This is a genomic window from Mycoplasma sp. NEAQ87857 (genome assembly GCF_009792315.1).
Taxonomy (GTDB): domain Bacteria; phylum Bacillota_I; class Bacilli_A; order Mycoplasmatales; family Metamycoplasmataceae; genus Mycoplasmopsis.
In genome coordinates, this window is sequence record NZ_CP045542.1 from 166,054 (window position 1) to 188,940 (window position 22,887).

A 22,887-nucleotide genomic window follows, 5' to 3' on the forward strand; every position below is an offset into this window, starting at 1 on the left:
AATTTAGTAGCTGATGACAAAGAAAATATTAATCCTAATAAATTCATTTATCGTGATAAATTCAGTCGTAATGGTTGATTGACTATGATGGATGAAAGATTAAGATTAGCTCATAAACTTCTAAAAGAAAATGGTGTAATTTTTGTTTCTATCGATGATAGTGAACAAGCTTATCTCAAAGTCTTAATGGATGAAATTTTTGGAGCTGATAATTTTATCGCCAATATTATTAGACAAACAAAAACAGGTGGTGGTAGATTTGGAAAAAACTACATCCAAAAAGACATTGATTACATTCTTGTATTCTGTAAAAATAAATTATTATTACCAGAATTCGGAAACGTTGAAAGTGATTGAGACGATTACAAATTTAAAGACAAAAGAGGTCTTTACGCAATTAAACACCCACTTGATGGTGGAGCAGGACAAAAAAGTTATATTTTCCCTGTTGAATTAAATGGACAAACATACTATCCAAGAGAAGACAAAAATTGATCATTTTCAAAAGATAGAGTTGATTTTATGATAGAAAACGACTTTATTGTCGCTAACTCAAAAGGGATGTTATACGTAAAAAACTATAAAGATTGAAAAGTTGATAAAAATACTAAAACAGGTGAATATGAAATAGTTGAAAGAAAAAGTGGTATTTCATGATCATCATCAAAAATGATTACTAAAGAATTCAATAACGCAGCTGGTAATAACGAGATTAAACAAATTTTTGACGATAAAATCTTTTCATACCCAAAACCAGTTAGTGCTATAAAAGCTCTAATAAAAATGGTGAATAATAAAAATGCTAGAGTATTAGATTTCTTTGCTGGTAGTGGTACAACTGGACACGCTGTTGAAGAACTAAATAGTGAAGATAACGGATTTAGAAGTTATACACTAATAACAAATAATCAAAGTAATATTGGTGAAATTATTACATATGAAAGATTATTTAGAATAAACAATGGAATAGGTGCAAATGGTGAAGAGGTTAAATGAGCAGTTAAAAATAACCCTTATAAATCAAATCTAGACTTATTCTATTCTAAAAGATTTAATACTAATTTAGAGAATGAAATTAGCACAGAATACTTAATCAATCTTTTAAAACAAGAATTAGCTGATTTCAACATTTCGAGAACAAGAAGTGATATAGAGTATTGCAATCTATTAAATCTCTTAAAGTCTCTTATTGAAAAAGAGGATGAGAATGAAATTAACTAATCTTCAACAATTAAAAGTAGATGAGATAATTAATCACTTCACTAATCCAAATCTTGAAACTTATAACAATGATAAAAACCAGTTAATTGTTTCGTTCTCTGCACCTACAGGTAGTGGTAAAACCTTTATGATGGCTAATGTTATCGATAAAATGATTTCATATGCAAATGGTATAAATAAAAAAATAATGTTTGTTATAGCTACACTATCTTCTGGTGATTTACCTAAACAACTTGAACACAGTTTAATTAAGTATAAGTCATGATTAGTAAATAATAATTTTGAAATTAGCTACGAAGAATCTCCATCAAGTAATAAGAACTTTAGTAAGAAAGATTGACACTCAACTCTTAGTTTAGATAATAACAAAGTATTTATTTTTGGTAAATCAACCTTTGGTTCAAAGAGAATTTTTACAGAAGAACAAATAATTGAACAATTAATTCATGACGCTAAAAACCAAGGGTATAAAATTGTTTATATTCGGGACGAGGCACACGTTGGGATAGATTCTGGTAAAACAACAAATAATTCAAAAGATGATTTAAGATTCGAAGAATTATTGAATAGTAATGCTGATTACTTGTTATACATGACTGCTACACCTAAAAATAAAGATTGAAAAAGAGTTGTACTTTCTGAACGTGAATTAAGAGATGATACACCTAAGTTGATTAAAGAAAATATGTTTATTAACGCTGATATTGAAGGTGATTCAGAAACTATTGATAATGAAAAATTACTTAAGAGTGCGTGTGTTAAATTCAAAGAAATAATAAAAGAATACGCCGACAATGAAAAAGAACCTGGATTAGTTAATATTAATCCTGCGATGTTAATTCAAATTAGAAACAAAACTAATGGTGATCAAGACTTTTATAAACAAGTTGAGATGATTAAAGATATTCTTAATGAACATAATTTAACATATACTCATCACATTAATGATGACAAAGAAATTGAAAGAATTTTAGGCGAAGATAAATTAAGAGAAGGTAATTCACTTAAAGACATAAGTCGTGATGACTCAGGTTACCAAGTAATAATTTTTAAAGTAGGTCCAGCAACAGGTTGAAACATTCCTAGAGCAACAATGCTAGTACAATTAAGAAACGTTTCATCCGAGACTCTTAATACTCAAACAGTTGGTAGAATTAAGAGAAACCCAAACCCTGCATACCCACATAGCGAAGATTCAGTCGCTTATAAATACTATATTTACTCAAATAATCCTAAAATGAAAAACTACACTAATGTTTGAAACTTAAAAGAGAAATTTAAATCTCTTCATCAAGTAGTTTTCAAAGGGGTTATTAACGAAGAAAAACTTACAAAAACTCTTAAAGACCATAACTCAATCGAAGAAGTTAGTCAATATTTAACTAAGACTTCAATTACTAATGCTGTTAAATTTCTAATCGAAAGTTATAAAGAAAATTACGATCTAATAGATGGAGTTAAATATCACTTTATTCCTTTAATTAGTAGATTAACATTAATCAAAGATGAAAACAACCAACAAAAAGAATCAACTTACATTGAAAGAAAAGCATTCAATAGTATTGATTTAAAAATCTTTGTTAATGAAATATTAAGTAAAAATAAAAAAGAGTTTGATGTAATTCAAAGTGTTCCTAACTTTGAGCAAAATTGTCAAGAAATCATTGATAAATTAAACCAAACACAAAATACTTTATTTATTACTAAAGATATTATTTTAGTTGCTATTAATACCTATTTACTTAGTGATATTAAAGGATTTATTAAGAAAAAGATTGAATTAACCAAAGGAGATAATAACATCGCAAATATCTTTAGTCTCCAACCACAAACTATTCCAACTTATTTTGAAGAATTTACTGATGATTATCAAGAAGCAGTTAAAAAAGCTCAAAGTAGCTTGAAAAACAAAAGCGGATTCTTTGATATTACAGAAATTAAAACCTATGCTTTTGAATCAGTATATGATCAAAATCTCATTAAATATCATTCTAAACCTCAAGAACATAGTTTAAAAACTCTGAAAAAAGTTATGAATAAAAAAGATGATAAAGAATTGATTTTTTGATACAGTAATCCAGTGTTTAGTGGTATCAATGTGCAAGTTTTAAACAAAGATAATGAACTTAAAAATTCTTATCCTGATATTGTTTGTTCATATAAAGGAATTCACACAATTTTTGTTGAAATCAAATCTGAAAAGAATGATTATGACAGTGTTAAAACAGATAATTTATTAGATAACTATAAAGATTATGTTAAATCATATAACCTAAGTAGTTCTAATAAACTTTTCAAAAACGAAAGAACTGTAACCTTTATTTTAATGAAAGACAATAATGAAAACGGCAGAGAACATTATATTATTAAAGGAGCAAGTACTCATAAAGGACTGGCTGCTAAATTAGAATCTGAAAGCATTGGTCAATTCTCAGAAATACTAGATGCACTTAATGAATAATTAACTCCTTGCAAATTATCCCTTATAGGGATAATTTTATTTTGTCTTTAAGGCTCTTAATCATCCTAATAGCCCTATTACCCTAAAAGCCCACAAAGTAGCATAATAAAACATCCTCTAAAGGATGTTTATTGTTATATTAAAGTTTATTTATCTTTGTTTTTAAGCAGCAAAATCAAATTATATTTATTGGATTATCACAGAAATAATAGCAATAGAGTTGATTATGATTTATTTTGCACCCAAAAATATATAAAATTAGTGGCAAACTATTTTTTATAGTTCATTTAATCTCTTTTACTTTTTGGATTGTGTATCCCACATATTAATCTAATGGTTCTAAATCAATAAATATATTAATTAAACATTAGTGTATAATGATGATATATTTCTAAATCATAATTATTAAGTTTATGATGAAGATATATTTTTTTATTCTTGAAATATCTAGAAGCATAATCAGATATTTCAAGAAATTATAAAAATCATAAATTGAAAAAGATTTTAATAAAAGTTATAAATCTTTTTTATTTCATATTAATACATATCTTATGAGAACTAATACAAATTTATATTTAAGTATCTAAAAATAGTTAAATCATAAGAATATAGAAAGGATTTATAATATGAACAAAATTAAAATTACAAAAAGGTTATTGTTAGCATCAGCAATATCAATGCCTTTAACTTTATTTTCTTGTACTTATGCACCAAAAAAAACTAAAACTATAGAACCAACAAAACCAAAACAAACTAATTCTTCAAGTAAAACCAAAAATCAAAATAACAAAGATAAAAAACAAACAAGCATTAATGATAAAACTAATGAACCAAACGAATCCAATAATGAAACAAATACCAAATTAAACAAAATTAATTTATTTAAGCAAGAAATACAAGAATCAAGTATAAATAATCAAATAAAAAATCAAATTTTAAATAATGATAATCTTATAAATCTTTTAATTGATCAAAAAAATAATTTTGCAAAATATGAACAAGGAAATAGCGAAATAGAATGATTATATGTAAATACACAAGACATTAATTGATTAAATCAAAAAAACAAAGCAAAATTCCCAAACCTAAAATATATCATTGCTCCTAATCTTATAAGAATAGATAATGTAAATAGTTGTAAAGAATTAAAATATGGATATTTTCCTAAAGTAACTTATTTAAGAGACAACATCTTTACAAATTCCAAATTAGTTAATATAGATTTTGTAGAACTAGAACATATTGGTAATAACGCTTTTGCTAGAACACCACTTGAATCAATCACTGCTCCTAAGCTCAAAAAGATTGGTTTATTTGCATTCTTATGAACAAAACATTTATCTAATGTTAATTTTCCTAAATTAGAAGAAATAGAAAGTGCTGCATTTTCTGATTCAAATATATGTGAAATTTCTGCTTTGTCATTAGTAAAAATTGGTGATTTCGCTTTTCAAAACACCAAATTAACCAATGTAAGTTTCCCTAAATTAAAAGAGATTGGAAATATGGCTTTTAAATATTCTCTTTTAAGCACAATTAATGCTCCTTTATTATCAAAAATTGGTGATAAAGCATTCTTTAAATGTCCAAATGAAGCACAAATCAAGCAACAATTTGATATAGCTTAAATATTAATCGCTTTATATTTAATTAAAAACATCCTTATAAATAAGGATGTTTTTGTATTATTATGTTGATTATTAAATATTATCTAAATATTGGTCTATAGTAATTTTTGCAGATTCTCTATAAGCACGGATTAATCCTCCAGCACCTAATTTCACTCCACCAAAATAACGCACAATAATGATTAAAACATTATAAACTTGTTTCATTCTTAATAAATCATAAATTGGTCTTCCTGCTGTGTTTTTAGGTTCTCCATCATCACTAAAACCTGCGGTTTCACAACCATTATTTAAAATTAAATAAGCATGTACTACATGAGCAGCTTTTTTATGCTCTTTTTTATATTGATTAATTATTTTTTTAACATCTGCTTTATCATTAAGAGGGATACAAAATCCATAGAATTTAGATTTTTTAATGATATATTCAGTTTTAATCATATGTTACATCTTTTAGATTTTTACATCAATTTACAAAGTGATTTTGTGCTTTAGTTAAATCTAATCTTGATTTTTCTTTATAAAAACCAAATTTTTCTGCATATTCATGGAACAATCCATAAATTTCAGTGTCACTAAATGAAGGTTTAAATCCTAATTGTTCAAGTTTTTGAGGATAATATTTTGAAATTAAAGCTCACATTTTAGTAGCAATAAATTCTAAAGGAAATGAATCAGACTTAATTGAACCTATTGTTAATAGTTTTATAGCAACTTCTTGATCAGTAAATTTTGGTAATAAAATACCTGGAGTATCCATAAATAGAAATTCTCCATTAACCACTCATTTTTTCTCTCTGGTAACCCCTGGGTAATTAGCTACTTTTAACTTAGCTTTTTCAGAAACTAAATTAATCAAAGTACTTTTACCACAGTTAGGTATTCCAACTACAAAGGATTTAATTCTACTTTGAATTAATCCTTTTTTTCTATCGCTAGCAATTTTATCAGCCATTATTTGTTTTAATTTATTTAAAATAATTTTTTTAGCTGATTGTTTTCTTAAATCTAATCAAAGTAAATGTTCTGTTGAAAAACGTTTTTCGATAATTTGTTTTTTACTTTTATCCATTAAATCGCTTTTAGTGATAATGAATAATCTTGGTTTTTGTGGAGCAATTTGATCAAAGTCCTCATTATAAGAACTAATTGGACATCTTGCATCTAAAACAATAATGAAAACATTTGCTAAATTAGCATTTTCTTTAATTTCCTTCATTGCTTTAGCCATATGACCAGGAAATCATTGAATTAAATTCTGGAACTTTGTATCAATATTATCTTGCATTAGTATTTCTTGCTTCTTTCAATTTTTCAACACTAGCTTCTAATCTAGCGTTTTCTAACTTAAGTTGATCTAATTCCTTTTTGTAATTAACTATATATTGTTCTAATTCGCTGATTAATTGATCTTTTTGATCATTTTTTTCAGCAACAATTAATAACATTGTTGAAATTTGTTCCATAAATGAATCTACTTCTTCTTTTGAATATCCTTCAAGATTAATGTGGAAGTTTTTATCAATGATATTTTTATTGATTTGTTTGATTAATTCTTTCATATTACCTCCTAATTATTTTTGATTTTATTTAGAATAATAGCTGCTGCACAAGCAACATTTAAACTCTCAAATTCTATTGGTATGTATAAATTAACATCTGATAGTTGTTTAACAGTATCACTTATACCTTGTCCTTCATTTCCCATAACCACTATGATTTGTTCTTTTTCAAAAGCTACATCATTTAATTTTTTAGCATTAAGATCTAATATAGTACTATAAACTTTAAAACCTTTGGTTTTTAAGCTAATTAAATAACTTGCTAAATCCTTAGTTTCAATTAAATTAAGATTAAAAAATGCACCTTGACTTGAACGAATAATTTTAGAATTATAAATATCAGTGTTTTCAACCACTACTGTATCAAATCCAAAAGCATAAGCTAAACGAATCATAGTTCCAATGTTTCCTGGATCTTGAACATTATTTAATGCTAGCACTTTATTAAGTTTATTATTAGCTTGCATTTTTTTACATCTAGCAACTATTGGTTGAGGAGTTTTGGTTGAAGAAAGCTTTTTAATAATATCTTGCGATACTTGAATAGAATCAGGATATTTTAAGCTTTCATTAGCTTCAAATATTTCTAATACAATATCTTTTTTAATCGCTTCTTCAACTAAGTGATATCCTTCAATTAAAAATTCATTAGTTAATTTACGATATTTAGTTTCTTTTAACTTAGATAATTCTTTAATTTTGCTATTTTGCTTACTTGTTAAAATCATTATCTTTTAAAAAGTACTTTCCTTTTTCAACTTCAAATTTTGATAAATCCTCAAAATCTAATTGTCTCATTACTTCAAAACCTAAAATTGAAACACAATTAGCTAAATTAATTGAACGCATTGCTGATACCATAGGAATTCTAATGCATTGATCTAAATTACCTTGGAGTATTTTTTTATCTATTCCTGTGCTTTCTCTTCCAAACATTAATCAAATCTCTTGGTTTTGTTGATATTCTTGTTTATAATCAACATCTGTATATAACTTAAGTCCATATCTTGTGACATAATTAATCTTTTTATCGTGATATTTAGCATAAAAATCTTCATATGAAGCATGTACTTCATGCTGAATATCAGATAGCATTCTTCCTGCACCATATCTTCTTAATCACTTAGGATGTAAATCAAAACCAATTGGTTTAATAATGTGTAATTTAGCCCCTAAAGCAAAACAAGTACGAATGATATTTCCTGTATTAGGACATATTTCTGGTTGATATAAAACAATATTTAACATAGTTAAATTATATTATATTACTTAATATTCAATAACGCTAATTAGATTGATCTACTGCGATCAAGTTAAATTAAAAGAGTGATAAAAATCACTCTTTTAATTTAAATTTCTAAATTTTCTCCAACTTGATCAAAAGTTAGATTTTCTTTAGCCAATTGTTGTTTTAAGATTCAATAATTAGCTAAAATTCAAAGCATCATTAATCCAATTAATGATCAAAAGATATAAACATCATATTTAATCAATCATTGATTATTAGCATATAAAATTCCACTACCACTAATTTTATTAGCATTAGTAATTAATAAATAAATATCTTTATAAAATAATTCATATCCCATAATCACCATTATAGCAACTATAGCTATAATGGTGATTGGTACAAAGAATTTAATTACTGGTTTTTTAGGATTTTTAAATTTATCAATTAAAGCTAATAACATTGTATAAGCATAAATCATAAAAAAGGTTAATACTGGAATATTAGTTGCTGTATCTAATAATGAATCACCATTAACTATAATTGAAGGAACAATTAATAAAATAAAATAAAATAAAGCTAAGATAAAATATAAAACCAATCCTCCAAGATCTTTTTTATATTTATTTAAACTATTTAATTGTTTATAAAAAATAATTTGTTTCTGTTCAACTAAACCTTGAGCACTTCTTAATGACACCATTGAAATAGAATTTACTACAAAAAATCCACCTAAAGCTATAGTTAAATAAGTTAAGATTTTTAAAGTCTTTTTAAGGTTAACATTTGCTTTTGGTACTATGCTTTCAAAAATTTGACCAATAGAACCATAACCAGTTAAACCTACTCCTATAGAAATAAAAACATATAAAATAGCAGCTATAACAATAGTTAATATTGAAATCAAAGGAATTCAAGAAGGTTTTTTAACATCTTTAGCCATATTTCCAATACTTAAAAATGCATCAAAACTAAACAAAATAGCAGGTAAAGAAATAAATAATCCACTAAGATTAAAATAATTCATTTTAGCTATTCCTATAGCACCTGGATTAATTTGATCAACATTCATACCTTTTGTACCTGTAGTTATAAAACTAATAACTACAGCTGCAAATAGCGGGATTAACTTAAAAAAGAAAGCAAAGGTTTGGATTTTAGCACTAAAATTAATTGCAAAATAGTTAATTAAACTAAAAATAATTCAAATTATTATTCCTGTAAGTACCACATATCCAATATGAATATCACTTAAGGAAATACCTTTATATTCTGCAATAGCAGCAAATAGCATCTCACAAGAAATTACAGGTAATACAATATTGATTAAAGCATAATAAAAGGTACAGTGTAATACTTTAACAATAAATCCTTGTTTTTTACCACCTAATACTTCAACTCAAGCAGCTAAACCACTTTTAGAATCTTTAGCTTTAGATATTTGGCTAAAGCTATAAGCAGTAAATAAAGCAACCATTCCACCAACAATTCAAGCAGCTATAAAGCTTCAAAAACTAAAATATCCAAAATTTGAATTAAAAATTTGATTCTTTAAAACACTTGTGTTTTTAAAGAAGATTCCGATTCCTATAACTGTGCTTATACTAATAGATAAAGCTGCAAAAAAGCCAATTTTCCTAGTAAGATTTTTCATTGTGTTATTATACAAAAAAATCACTATTCCCTTAAAAACTTATTTAAAATTGTGTTTTTACATTCTTACTTATGATTAAGTTGTTTAGTTTTACTAAGAACTAGATTTTGCCTTTAACTATTTAAGCTCCATTAAACTAAAGCTCTAAAATCATATAAAAAAACATCCTCTAAAGGATGTTTTTGTTATTTAAAAGATTATTTATCTTTCTTTTTTCTTCTTTTTATAGCAGCAATAATTCCACCAGCTACAAAAGTAAATGTACCAACAATTGAAGTAATAATTAATCACAAGTAATTTTTATGATCTTTGCCATCAAATAAATTCATTGCATCATTTAATCTATCAATTGCTTCTAGTACTTGATCTTTATCCAATGAATTACCTCTATTAGTATTACCTAATAGTTGATTATCATCAATATTGCTTAAAGCATCATTTAATGCATCTTGTTTATCACTAGTAGATTTAGCAAATAAATTACTATTAGCTAAATCTTTAGCAACTAATACTGTAGCTATTAAATCACCACTATGATCATCTAAAGATTTAGTATTTTTTACTAAATCTTTAAGATCTTGATCATCATAAAGTTTATTAGCTTGGTCAGTTAATTTATTAATAATTTCATCTTCTAAGAACTTAGATTTTTTAATTTCTTCTATTGCTTTATTGATTCTTTTATCTCAATCATTTAATAAATAATCTATTGAATCTTTAACAGCTTTAGTTGAATTAGCTAATTTTTCTCTAGTTTGATCTAATAAACTTGTATTGGCATCAGAATCTAGAACTTTCTTAGCATCTAAAATATCATTGTATAAACGATCTAGAATTTGATCAATGATATTTCTTGGTACATTTTTAAGTCTTGGATTGTTATTAATATCATTAATTAATTTTTCAGCTTGTTTAATTTGATTAATTAATTTAGCTTTAGCTAAATCTTTAATTAAACTATTAGCTAAATCATTAGTAGCTTTTGTATTATTAGTAATTGAATCTTTATTTTTAAGAGCTTTATTTAGTTTATCTTTTAAGATCTCTTTAGTATTATTATCTGTATCTTTGTTATTGATAAAATCTTTGATTTGGTTAATAACATCATCTAATTTAGCTTTAGCAATAGCATCTTTGATTTGATCTATTGTTTTATTAGTTTGATCTAATAAATTATTTAATTGATCTTCATCAATTAAATCTTTATGAATAACATTATTAATTTGATTAATTAAATCAGTAGTTTTGTTGTTCAAGTTAACTTTAGTTGATTTATCAACTAAAGAATCTATAAGATCTTTAATTGCTTCTTTAGCATTATTAATAACTTGTTTTGCCTTAGTTTTATTTATAACTTTATTTAAGTTTTTTACTGAATCATTAACCTTATTTGTATCATTATGATCTACATTATTAGCATCTTTGATAGCTTTAATTAAATTATTAATTTCTTTAATGTATTTAGGATTTTCTTGATTTAACTTTTTAATTAAATCATTTGCATCAACATTAGCTTTAGCTAATTTGCTATTAGCTAAATCATTAAGCAATTGGTCTTTTGCTTTAATTAATTGATCTAGATCTTTATTATCTTTATCTTCTAAAGCTTTATCTATTGCTTTAATAATATTATCTTTAATTGAACTATATTTTGAATCAGATAATTTATTAGCTCAATCTTTAGCATCTATTGCTTCTTTTTCTAATGCAATTCTTGCAGTATTTTTAGCAATTTCTTTAGCTAAATTAGTTTGTTTATCTCTTAGGTCTTTAGATACAGAAGCGGTATTAGCTACTTTATCTAATAAACTATTTCCTTGATCAATTAAATTATTTAATTGATCAACTAGATCTTGATATTTAGTATTATTAATCAATTTATCTCTTACAATAGTAGTTTTTTCAACTTCATTTTTAAGCATAATATTAGCTAAATCATTAGCTAATTTATTATTAGCCTTATCAATTACATCTCCGTCATCATTATTTAATACCGCTTGAGCTTGTTTAATATTATTTAATAATTGATCAATTAAACTTGATCCAGGAGTTATATTTTTAATGTAATCTTTTGCTTGTTTAATTAATTGATTAATACTATCAAGATTAGAATGTAATCTATTAGCTCTATTTTTAGCATCTATTAAAGCATTTTGTAATTTATCAAATTGATCATTTGAAGCATTATTATCATTAGTTAAATCTAATAAATGATTTAATGATTCATCAATGATAGCTGGTAAATTACCTCTAAGCACTGTTTGGTTACTTGAAGTATTATTATTTAATCAATGATTTGCTTGATTGATTAAATCTTTCAATCTATTTTTGCTTCTAGCATTAGTTAATGCATTTAGATATTGATCTTTGATAGCATTAATTTGATTTTGCTTATCATTAATTGCTTGGTTTAATTTAGCTTTAGCATCAACATCAGTTGTACTTGCATATTGCTTTTTAAGATCCAATAATTCATTTTCTAAAGCTTTAGCTTTAGTAATTTCACTATCAATAATATCTTTTAAGATTGCTTTATAACCATCATTTAACTCAGTTAAATCTTCATTAGATACTTTATCTTCATCTAAAGCAGTATTAAATAAGCTATCAATAATTTCATTACTTTTAGCAATAGTATTATTTCAACCATTTAATCCATTAGAATTATCATTATTTTCATTTAATAATGATCTTAGTTGATTGATATTATCATTAATTGCTGTTAAATTATCAATATTACCTAAATGATTAGGCATTAAACCATTATTATCTAAAACGTTATTGATCATTTGATCAATAACATCTTTAAGATTTTGATCATCTTTAGCATTAGTATTATTGATTCAATGGTTGGTATTAGCAATAATATCTTTGAGTTTTAATAAATTATTTAATTCAATATATTTATCATTTAACTCTTTTGCATGATTAACTATATCATCTACTAAAGGATTAGATTCTACAGTATTAACTTGATTAATTAATTCTTGTTTTAATTTATTAGATAAATTAGTTAAAGAATTAATTATATTAGTTGCATTAACTCTAGCTGTTTCAAGAATTTCTTCTCCATCTAATGCATTAGTTTTAGTCACTAAATCACTTGATAAATCATTTAATTCACTATTAATTGATTTAGTTTCATTGTCATTAGTATTTTCAATTCCTCCAGCAGTAAATAAATTATCATCACTTATATTAGGAATTGATATAACTAAATTATTTGGTTTATTTACTTGATCATCAACATTTTCATTAACTAAATCTTTAGTATGAGCTAAAGCATTAGCTAAACTATGATCAAAATTAATTCTATTAGTACTATCTACTATAGGATCACTTGTATAATCTTTAGCATTTAAGTAATCTACTGTGGTTTTTGCGTTATTTGCTAGATTAATTTTGTTGATTAAATTACTTGTAGTAGCGTTTAATTTATCTAAATTCAATTCAGCATTAATTAATTTTTGTTTAGAAGTGTTAAATAAATCACTTGGATCATTTTTAACTAATTCTTTAGTATTAGTTGATTTAAACGCTTCATTGATTAAATCATTAATTTTAGTTTCAATTAAATCCTTAGTTGCGTTATCAACATTTTTAATAGCTAATTTAGCTTTATTAGCTAAGTTTAATAATTCTGCTTTTTTAACAATAGATTCAATATTGTAATCTAATGATTGATCATTAGCGGTTAAATCAATATTAGCATCTTTAATTTCATTAATGAAGTTAGTAATTTCATTATCTGAAAGATATTTGAAATTATCTTTGTTGATTAAACTTGAAGCATATTCTTTAGATTCAGTATTAAATATTTCAGTTAATCTATTGTTTAATTTAGCTTTTAATCCTGGTTCTTGAAGTTTCTTGATTAAGTTAGCTTTAGCTTCTACACCAACCATATTAACACTAGTATTTCCTAAAACTTTCTTAACTTCTTTCTTAATAGCATCTTTATCATTGAAATCTGTTAAATTTAATGATTTAGCTAATTCTTTAATTCATTCTGAATCAGTATTATTGTCAATAATATTATTTGCTGATGTTTCATTAATAGTATTAGGATCTTCTGGAGTTATATCTAATACTGATTTAACTAAAGTTTTAAAGATATTGTTATCTAAAATGCTATTAGCTAATTTCGCTTTAACTTCATCAATAGTATTAGTTGAATTTAATCCTAATTTAGTTTTTAAGTTATTAAGCAATTGATCATTATCTTTAATAAGATCAATTGCTTTAGCAATATTATCTCCAATAGATAAACTATTTAATGATTTAAGTTGTTCATCATTTAAGATATCTTTTAAAGTTTCTTTTAAAGCTTTATTTTTAGCATAATCAAAAATAATATTTGATTTAACTACTTTATTAGTAGCATTAAGGTTTAAATCATTAATGCTATCTATTTTTTCATTTAATTTCTTATCAGCTAAAGTAGCTGTTGCTGCTGTAAGATCAATATTAACTTTAGAATCAAGGTTGATTTTAACTATATCATCATTTTCTAATTTAGATCCTGAACCTTGTTTTCAGTTATCAATAATCTTATCTACATTATCTTTAAGTTTAGCTATTTCATCTTTAATTTCTTTAGCAATTGAATTAAATCTATTATCTTCAAAGATAGGATTTTTATTAACAGTTTTATCTAGATCTTTAATCTTAGAATCAATAAAACTTACAGTATTAATAATACCTATTGCTTGAGATTTAGCTTCAGTAGCATTATCTCTAGTATCTGTATTTAAAATAGCTTTTTGAATATTATTTTTTAATGATTCTTTAACATCATTATCAGTAATTAATGAATCATTTAAATGATTATCAATGTTATTGATTAATCCATCTATAAATCTTTTTGATGAATCTTCTAATTTAGTTTTAGCATCTTTTAATGATGCTAAAACTCCATCAACATTAGTAATATCTAAATTGGTTCCACTATCTTTATCTAATAAATTAGTTGCATCTAATACTGCATTATCAAATGCTTGTTGTTTTTCAGAAGATGCTAGTTTATAACTAGGATCAGAATGATCTTTTAAACTATTAGATATACCATTAGTTTTATCATTGGGATCATTAGGGTTTAAAAATGCATTTAATTCAGCCATTTTATTGTTCAATTTAATAGCTTTATCTAAAATTGAACCGTCATTAGCATTAGTTATATCTTGATTTATTCCTACAATATCATCAATGAAATTACTTGTAGTAATTTCATTTTCTAAAGCAGTTTTTTGAGCGTTATTTAAGCTTGATAAAGTATTTAATTTAGCTATAGCATCAGCTTTATATTTAGCTAATCGATCTATTCCATCTAATGCATTAATTGCATTAGTTAAATCATCTAATTTAGTAGTAATATCAGTATCATCTAAACTTGTACCTAATAAATCATTAGCATTATTAACTAAGCTAATAGCTTCATTATAAGCATCTTTAACATCTGTTTGAAGTGATTTAGTAGAGTTTTTAAACAATACATCATTATTAATTGCAATATTGTAGTCTGCAATTTTATCTTTTAGACGTTTATAAAGGTTATTTAAATCATTTGCATGATTTACTATTGAATCAATATCAGCATCGCTAATAGCTTTAGCTACTTGAGCTTTTAAGTTATCTTTAACAGTATCACTTAATTGATCTAAAGCATTAATTGCTACATTAGCTTTAGCTTTTGAAGTTTCTAACTTAATAGCGATTAATTTATCTTTAATTTCTTTAGCTTTTTCTACTATAGCAACATTGTTAGTAGTGTTGTCATTGATTGAAGTATCAAAATTAGTTTTATCAGTAACTAAATCATCTAATTTAGATTTGATAGTATCAAATTCAGTATTTTTATACTTATCTAAATCATATTCACCATTAGCATTGTGTTTAGCTTTTTCGTTAGTAACTTTATTAAATTCTTGATCTAAGATTGCAACTGAAGCGTCTTTAGCTCTTTTATCTAATTTAATACTATCATTAACTAATTTGTCATATTTATCAACAGTATTAATTTCTAAAGTGATATTAGAATCATTGAATTTAGATTTATCATCTAAATCACCAATAGTTTTAAGATTTTCATTAGTATCTTTATTAGTTAATTTAGTATATAAATCATCTAAATCACTATTATTATCAAATCCATTATCCTGAATAGCTTTTTTAGTATCAAAAGCGTTTTCTAATGACTTAATAAATGTTTTTGTTGCTTTATCTACTTTATCATTACCTTCAAGATCATTTCATTTAGCTTCAATAGAATCTTTAGCACTATTCAATTTATCAATATAGTTGTTAAAGTTTGTATCATCTGTTACTACATTTTCATTCTCTGTAGTAATATTAGATTTTAAATAATCTCTTAGATCTTTAGCTAATGAAATAGAATTATCAAATTGATCTTTTTTAGATTTATCACTTAAATCATAATTAATATTATTAGTTGTTTTAAGATCTTGATATTTAGTAATTTGATCATTAAGATCTTTATCTACCATATCTAATTTATTTAACTTATCTAATGCTTTTAAAGCATTAGATAAGTTAGTAGTTGGATCTTTAATATATTCTTTAAATTTATTTAATAATATTGCAGGAACATTAGTTTTACTATTAACATCAATATCTAATTGATCATTAACAACTTGAAGTTTTTTATTTAATTCTTCAATTTTATCTTTAATATCTTGTTCATTATCTGTATTTAAAGAAGTAATTAATTCGTTTTTAGCAGTATTTAATTCATTGATCTTAGTTACTAAATCATTGTGATTTGTTGCATCAGTAATTGCTAAATTATCTGATCAATTAGTTTTATTATTAATCTTATTTAATAATTTAGCAGCGTTAGATTTAGTTTTATCTAAACTTGTACCTGATTTAAGATCATTAATGTCAGTTTTAATCTCATTAATAGTTGTTGCTTTTGATGATTTATCTTTAAGATCTTGAACTTTTTTAGCTAATGCATCAGCTTTATCATTATCACCTAAATTAGTTAATTCATCAATTACTTTCTTAGCATCATCTTCTATTTGTTTTACGTTAATATCAATGATTTTTCTATCTAGATCTTTTTTAGCTTTTATTAAAGCATCTGAATCTTCTTTAGAATTATTTAATGCTTCTTTAGCTTCATTTATAGCATTGATAATATTTGCTAAATTATCATCTTTAAGATCATTATCAGTTTTAGTACTTTCTGCAAGAGCTATAGTATCATTTAAATCTTTAACAGCTTTATCAATTTTTAATGCTTTGTCTAATTGATTTAACTTATTAGTTAAATCAGTATTATTGTCATCGATTTTTGCAATGATATCGTTTTTAACAGTTGGATCTATATTTGTTAAACCAGATATTATTTCTTTAATTTTATCTTTTGCTTTATCTACAGCGTTAGTTAATGCTGTAGATTTACTATCTATATCAGCTTTAGATGTAGAAGGATTATCTAAAGCATTAGTTAATTCTTTTTTAGCATTATTTACTTCATCAATAATGTTGTTTAACTCATTATTTGAAGGATCGGTTGATATAACATCATTTGTTCAATTGGTTTTATCACTAATTTTATTTAAAGTGCTTGCAGCATCTGCTTTTGATTTATCTAAATCAATTAAATTCTTAATTGTGGTTAAATCTGCTTCAATATCTTTAATTTCTTTAGCTATAGGTGCTTTAGTTTTTAACTCATCTAATTTAGTTTTTAAATCATTTGCTACTGTGTCTAAATTAGCATCTTTTAACTCGTCGATAACTTTGGTTACATTATCTTCAATTTGTTTTACATTGATATCGATAATTTTTCTATCTAATGCCTCTTTAGCTGTTTTTAATGCATCAGCATTATCTTTAGATCTTTCTAAAGCATCTATAGCATCATTTATAGCTGTATCAATATCTGTTAAATTAGTATCTTTTAAACCATTATCAGTTTTTGTTTTTTTAGCTAACTCAATAGTATCTTTTAAGTCTTTAAATGCTTTATCAATATCTTTTGCTTTTTCTAATTGTTTAAGTTTTGCATCAAGGTTGGTGCTTTCTTTATTGATTTCTGTTTTTATAGTTTCCTTAACATCGGTATCAATATTTGGTAAATTATTAAGCACCTTAAGAATTTCTTCTTTAACCTTTGCAACAGAATCATTTAAAGTTTTTGTTTTTGCATCAATATCAGTTTTATTAGGATTAGTATTTACAGCATCTATTACATTCTTTTTATCACTATTTAATTTCTTAATTGCTACATCTAAATCACTATGGTTAGCTTGATCTTTAATACTTAAATCATTATTAATATTTGTTTTATTATTAACTTTATTTAAAGCTTTTTCAGCTTCAATTTTAGATTTATCTAAATCTATTAAGTTTTTAACATTATCTAATTCAGATTTAATACCTTCTAAATTCTTAGCATTTTTTGCTGCTTCTTTAAGTTCTTTAAGTTTATTGTTTAATTCTGTACTTTCATTAGTTAAACCTAAACCATCTAATTCAGCAATAACTTTATTAGCTTCTTTTTCAACTTCTTTAACATTAGTATCAATGATCACTTTATTTAAATCATCATTTGCTTTAATTAATTTTGTAGCATCAGCTTTATCATTGGTTAAAGATTTGTTTGCTTCAGTAATTGCATTTTCTAAATCACTTAAATTAGTTCCTGTAAGCACATTACTATCTTTATTTTCTTTTGCTTCAGCTATAGTTGTTTTTAGATTCTTAACTGCTTCATCAATTGATTTTGCTTTTTCTAGTTCTTTTAATTTATTTGCTAAATCAGTACTTTCATCTTTAATAGTATTAATGATGTTAGTTTTAACATCATTATCAATATTAGTTAGTTTATTAACTTCATCAACTATTTTATTTTTAGCAGTTTCTAATGCATTTTTTAAAGTTTCTGTTTTGCTATTAATAGTATCTTTTGTTTTTGAACTAGAAGCAATTTCTGTTTCTAGTTCTTTTTTGGCGTTATCTACAGATTTTAAAGTGTTTTTAAGATCATTTTCTTCGGTAACAGAATCTGCAGTGTTAGTTGAAGGATTAGTAGGATTTATCTTATTAATAACATCTTTTGCATTTGCAATAGCTTTAGCCAATTCTAGTTCTTTATTTAAATCATCTTTTGCATTATCAATACTATTATTGTTAGGTGAATCAATAGTAATTAACGAATTTAAAGCATCTTTTTTCTTATTAAGTTCTGTTAAATCTACACCTTTATTAGTTAAATCGTCTCTAGCGTTTTCAGCATCTTTAATGGCTTGTTTTGCCTTAATAACTGTTAAACCTTTTTCTAAGGTATCTTTAGCATTATTCAATTCTGTTTCAATGGCATTAGATTTATTTTTTGCTGTAGTTGCTTCATTTATTTTGGTTTCTAATTCTCTTTTTAAAGTAGGATCAGTTATACCATCTTTATCTGCAGTAGCTTTTTCTATGATTTTTCTTAACTTTTCTTTAGCGATATCTATTTTAGCTTTTTCAACAGCGTTTGTTATTTCGGTTAATTTAGTTTCTAAATTAGATTTTCTAGTATCTAAAGTATTTTTATCGGTAGAACTTGTAACTGTATTAACATAATTATTAACTTCAGTTATTTTATTTGTTAAAGCAGTTTTATCATCACCTACTAAGTCATCATTATTTTTTAAAGTATTTGCCTCAGCTATTTTTTTAAGAATTTCATCTTTTAATAAAGCATCTTCAATACCTTTAGCAACTACTTCTAAAGCACTATCTTTAGTTGTTAAATCATTAACTATATTATCAGTTGATGTTGATTTAGTAGTTGTTGCATGAGATTTTAAAGTATTTAACATCGATTTAACAGAATCATCTAATGCTGGATTAGTTTCAGCTAAATGACCATCAATAATTCCATTTTGCTTGTCAAGTAAATTATTAACAAACTCATTTGCTTTTTCCTTTAATGAATTCAATTTTAGTTCAATAGAGGAATTATCTAAATTACTATAGTTATTATTAGAATTATTATTTAATTCAGTAGTAATTTCTGATAATTTATCTGAAGGATATTTTGTAGTATTGTTATTAACCTTATTTTTAATTTCTGTAACTTTAGTAATTAAAGCTTTTAAATCTTCAATTTTCTTGTATTTGATATCTGCAGCAGCTTTATCCATAGCTGCTTTTTTATTTTCTTTTTCTAATTTATCAAGTTTATCTTTTATATCAGTAACAGAACTACTATCATTCATAGTATTAGCATTACTTATTGATGTTTCAAGGTGTCTTTTGATATCGTTATAATCTTTTTTATTGTATTCATTTTTATTTAATTCAACAATAATATTATTAGCAAGTTCTTTTTGTTTGTTCAACATATCAACTAAAGCTTTTTTATAAGCTTCTTTTAGTTTAGTTGTTTTTGATTTTAAATCTTCTATATTTTCTTTGGTTCATTCACCATTTGTTTTAGAAGGTTTAGGGTTATTGCTAATAGCTTTAGTTAGTTCTGTAATAATATCGTTATATTCAGTTTTATTTTTATTAGCTTCTTTTAATTTATTAATTTCAGCTAGTGCTTTATCATATGATTTTTCAGCATCATCACCTTTAGCCTTTAATAATTCTTTTAAAGCTTTATCTACTTTATCATTTGTATCATTAACATTTGTTATAGGATTTCTAATACTTTTTAAATCATTATTTTTTGAATTTAAATCTCTTGTATCTAAATCACTATTTTCTTTATCTCTTTGGAATTTTTCAATAGCAAATTTAGCAAATTCAAGTTTAATAGAAGCAAATTCTTTTTCTAAATCATCAGAAGTTGTGTTTAATTTGTTTGCATTATTTTCATTTGTTGATCTTGAAGAAGTTCCTTTTGAAATTAAACTATCGATTTTTTTAAGAATTTCTCCATCTGGATTATTATCGGTTTTAAATTTATTTATTTCACGAAGAATTCCATCCAATCTTGCTAGAGCAGCTGTTAAACGCTTATCTCCATCTAGTGAACTTAAATATATTTCAATATTATTTTTTCTTGTTTCAAGGTTTGAAGCTATTGTTGCTAGACTTGATAATTTTATATCCTTTAAATTAGAATTCGCACTAATACCAGCACCTGATAACACACCGCTTGTCCCAAATAGTAAACTAACTTCATTGTCTAAATTATTTTTATGAGTTGCGTTTAAATAATTATTAGTATTTAAGACATCTTTATATCTTATTAAAGTAGTAATAAGGTTTGAAGTTTTGGTATCTAAATCTCTTCAGGTATAAACAACTTTGGTGGTTAAATCACCAAAATCTGGACTTTCTATATTTACATCGTATAATTGTTTTCTTGCTTCTGTTTTAACATTATCTGCTAAGTGTGTTAAATTTTCAATTTCCTGAATTTTTGATGCTAGCGGATTTAGCTTATTTCAATATTTTAAGAATGTTGATACATTGTTATTATCGCTAGCATTTCCATCAACTTTGTTTTTTCAAATTCAATCTAAAATCTCTTCATAAATAGATTTTAGTTTTTCTTTATCGCTTCTTTCTCCAATTAAGTTAGGTATTATTTTCTTTTTAGTGTCTAAATATTGTTTATAAACTTCAGTATATATATAATGATAATTATTATTAATTGAAGGTGTATCAACAGTAAAGTTAGAGCTATTCAACACAGATACAACTTTATACTTCTTGTTTAAATTTACGTTACTAAATTTTGTTTCTGATGTTGCTTCAAGTTTTCCAGCAAGTTTACTAAACGGAAGTGGTATTTGATTGGTATTAAGTATTATTTTAGTATCATCACCATTAAAATATTTAATTTTTTTATTACCAGAAATAACTTTATAAACAAATTGTGGCTTTAATCCATCATCAATTAGATTTTTAAGCTCTTTTTGATCTTGACTCTCACTGATTTCATCCGCAACCTTAGTGTAATTTACACTAATAACTCTTTCACTTGATGCTTTAACATCATATGAAGAACTAAATGTCTCACCTGGATTGTCTCTATTTATTAAGCGAGCGACTATGAAATTGTTAGGTTGTGAACCAGAGTAATAATTATCATTTATTTTTGTTTTAAATTTTAGTTGAATCCTTGCTAATTTATAGTATTCTTTTCTGTTACCATCTTCTGCAAGATCTAAGTCAAAAACTATTTTTTTATTACTTCCTCTATCTTCTTGTTGGATATTTCTTATTTTAGCTCTATCATTTCTCTGTGCTCTAAGATCATTACGTAAGTATTTTTCTCTATTGGGGTCATCAAGGTGTCCATAACTACCTGGACCTTGTGTATCTCAATATCTACCTCAGCTTCTTCCACCGTGCGGGAAGTATGATGGGTAAGAGTTATCTCAAACTCCATCATCACCAAAGTTTATATAGTTACCACCTCTTGTAGCACCAATAAAACCATCGTTTTGGCGTCCTGGTATATCGTGAAAATTACTTGCTCCATCATATATGTATTTTTTAGATGCTTTATTATAAGTAAATTTTAGGTTATCATTTTGATGATCTCCACCCCATTTGGAAACCCCTGAAATATCTGGTCAATTTTCATATATTGAATTTACACTAAAATATATCGGATCATCATCAGAAAATGAAATTGGTAAATCTTTTGGTATTTCTACTTCTATTTTTAATCTAGTAGCTGTAATAAGTCCGCTATCTTTATCTGCTAGATTAGTTAATTTTTTTCCCATTGTATTATTGATAGTAACAGACCAATCTTGTTTTGCATTGGTTAACTTATATTCTCTTTTTTGATCAATATCCGCATCTCATTCTTTATACATTTGTCAATGGAAAGGTGTTAAGTTAATAATGTTTGCGTATGCTCTTTTATCAGGAATCGGACTAGTATCGTTTGATCTTGTATTGTTATTATGTGTTAGATCTATATATTCATAATCACTTTTTTGTTTGACTTCACTTGTACCATTAGTAGAAATACCTATTAAAGGAATAGTCGCTGGAGCAACTATTAGTAATCTCTTTAGATGTTTTTTCATGAGTACTCCTTCATATCAATAAGTTACTCATATATTTCTAACCTAATTTGCAAAGTGTATAAAATCTTAAACTTTTCACAGTTTAAGATTTTGTATATTACGTATGAAAAGTTAATAATT

The 22,887-nt window shown here is 24.9% G+C and carries 10 protein-coding genes; 3 read left to right on the forward strand and 7 right to left on the reverse strand.

The window, feature by feature from the left end; translation table 4 throughout:
- Positions 1 to 3: 3 nt before the first annotated feature.
- The 3 genes from GE118_RS00700 (at position 4) to GE118_RS00710 (ending at position 5,310) form a co-directional block, all read left to right on the forward strand.
- Positions 4 to 1,221, forward strand: coding sequence for a site-specific DNA-methyltransferase (locus GE118_RS00700; protein ID WP_370452052.1), 1,218 nt, complete (start codon positions 4 to 6; stop codon positions 1,219 to 1,221).
- Positions 1,208 to 3,682: a DEAD/DEAH box helicase gene (locus GE118_RS00705; protein WP_158763551.1), complete on the forward strand. Its 2,475-nt coding sequence runs from the start codon at positions 1,208 to 1,210 to the stop codon at positions 3,680 to 3,682. The genes GE118_RS00700 and GE118_RS00705 overlap by 14 nt, the downstream gene beginning before the upstream one ends.
- A 626-nt stretch (positions 3,683 to 4,308) precedes the next feature.
- Entirely contained in the window at positions 4,309 to 5,310 is a 1,002-nt protein-coding gene (locus tag GE118_RS00710) for a leucine-rich repeat domain-containing protein (protein ID WP_158763552.1), read from the forward strand.
- Between the two features lie 72 nt (positions 5,311 to 5,382).
- On the opposite strand, the gene GE118_RS00715 is transcribed toward GE118_RS00710, so the two are convergent.
- The 7 genes from GE118_RS00715 to GE118_RS00745 all read right to left on the reverse strand — a co-directional run bounded on the left by GE118_RS00715 (position 5,383) and on the right by GE118_RS00745 (position 22,767).
- The gene (locus GE118_RS00715) at positions 5,383 to 5,751 is read right to left on the reverse strand and encodes a YigZ family protein (protein WP_158763553.1); all 369 of its coding nucleotides are present in this window, start codon (positions 5,749 to 5,751) and stop codon (positions 5,383 to 5,385) included.
- The gene (ylqF, locus tag GE118_RS00720; protein WP_370452048.1) at positions 5,744 to 6,628 is read right to left on the reverse strand and encodes a ribosome biogenesis GTPase YlqF; all 885 of its coding nucleotides are present in this window, start codon (positions 6,626 to 6,628) and stop codon (positions 5,744 to 5,746) included. The genes GE118_RS00715 and ylqF overlap by 8 nt, the downstream gene beginning before the upstream one ends.
- Positions 6,588 to 6,872: a DivIVA domain-containing protein gene (locus GE118_RS00725; protein ID WP_158763554.1), complete on the reverse strand. Its 285-nt coding sequence runs from the start codon at positions 6,870 to 6,872 to the stop codon at positions 6,588 to 6,590. The genes ylqF and GE118_RS00725 overlap by 41 nt, the downstream gene beginning before the upstream one ends.
- An 8-nt stretch (positions 6,873 to 6,880) precedes the next feature.
- A complete protein-coding gene (locus tag GE118_RS00730; RefSeq protein WP_158763555.1) occupies positions 6,881 to 7,600 on the reverse strand; it encodes an RNA methyltransferase in 720 nt (239 codons plus the stop codon).
- Complete coding sequence (locus GE118_RS00735) at positions 7,584 to 8,120, reverse strand: tRNA (cytidine(34)-2'-O)-methyltransferase (protein WP_158763556.1); 537 nt, start codon at positions 8,118 to 8,120, stop codon at positions 7,584 to 7,586. Before GE118_RS00735 ends, GE118_RS00730 begins: the two co-directional genes overlap by 17 nt.
- A 101-nt stretch (positions 8,121 to 8,221) precedes the next feature.
- Positions 8,222 to 9,754, reverse strand: a complete 1,533-nt coding sequence (locus GE118_RS00740) for an APC family permease (protein ID WP_158763557.1) — start codon at positions 9,752 to 9,754, stop codon at positions 8,222 to 8,224.
- Positions 9,755 to 9,951: 197 nt separating this feature from the next.
- The gene (locus tag GE118_RS00745; protein WP_158763558.1) at positions 9,952 to 22,767 is read right to left on the reverse strand and encodes an FIVAR domain-containing protein; all 12,816 of its coding nucleotides are present in this window, start codon (positions 22,765 to 22,767) and stop codon (positions 9,952 to 9,954) included.
- Positions 22,768 to 22,887 lie beyond the last annotated feature (120 nt).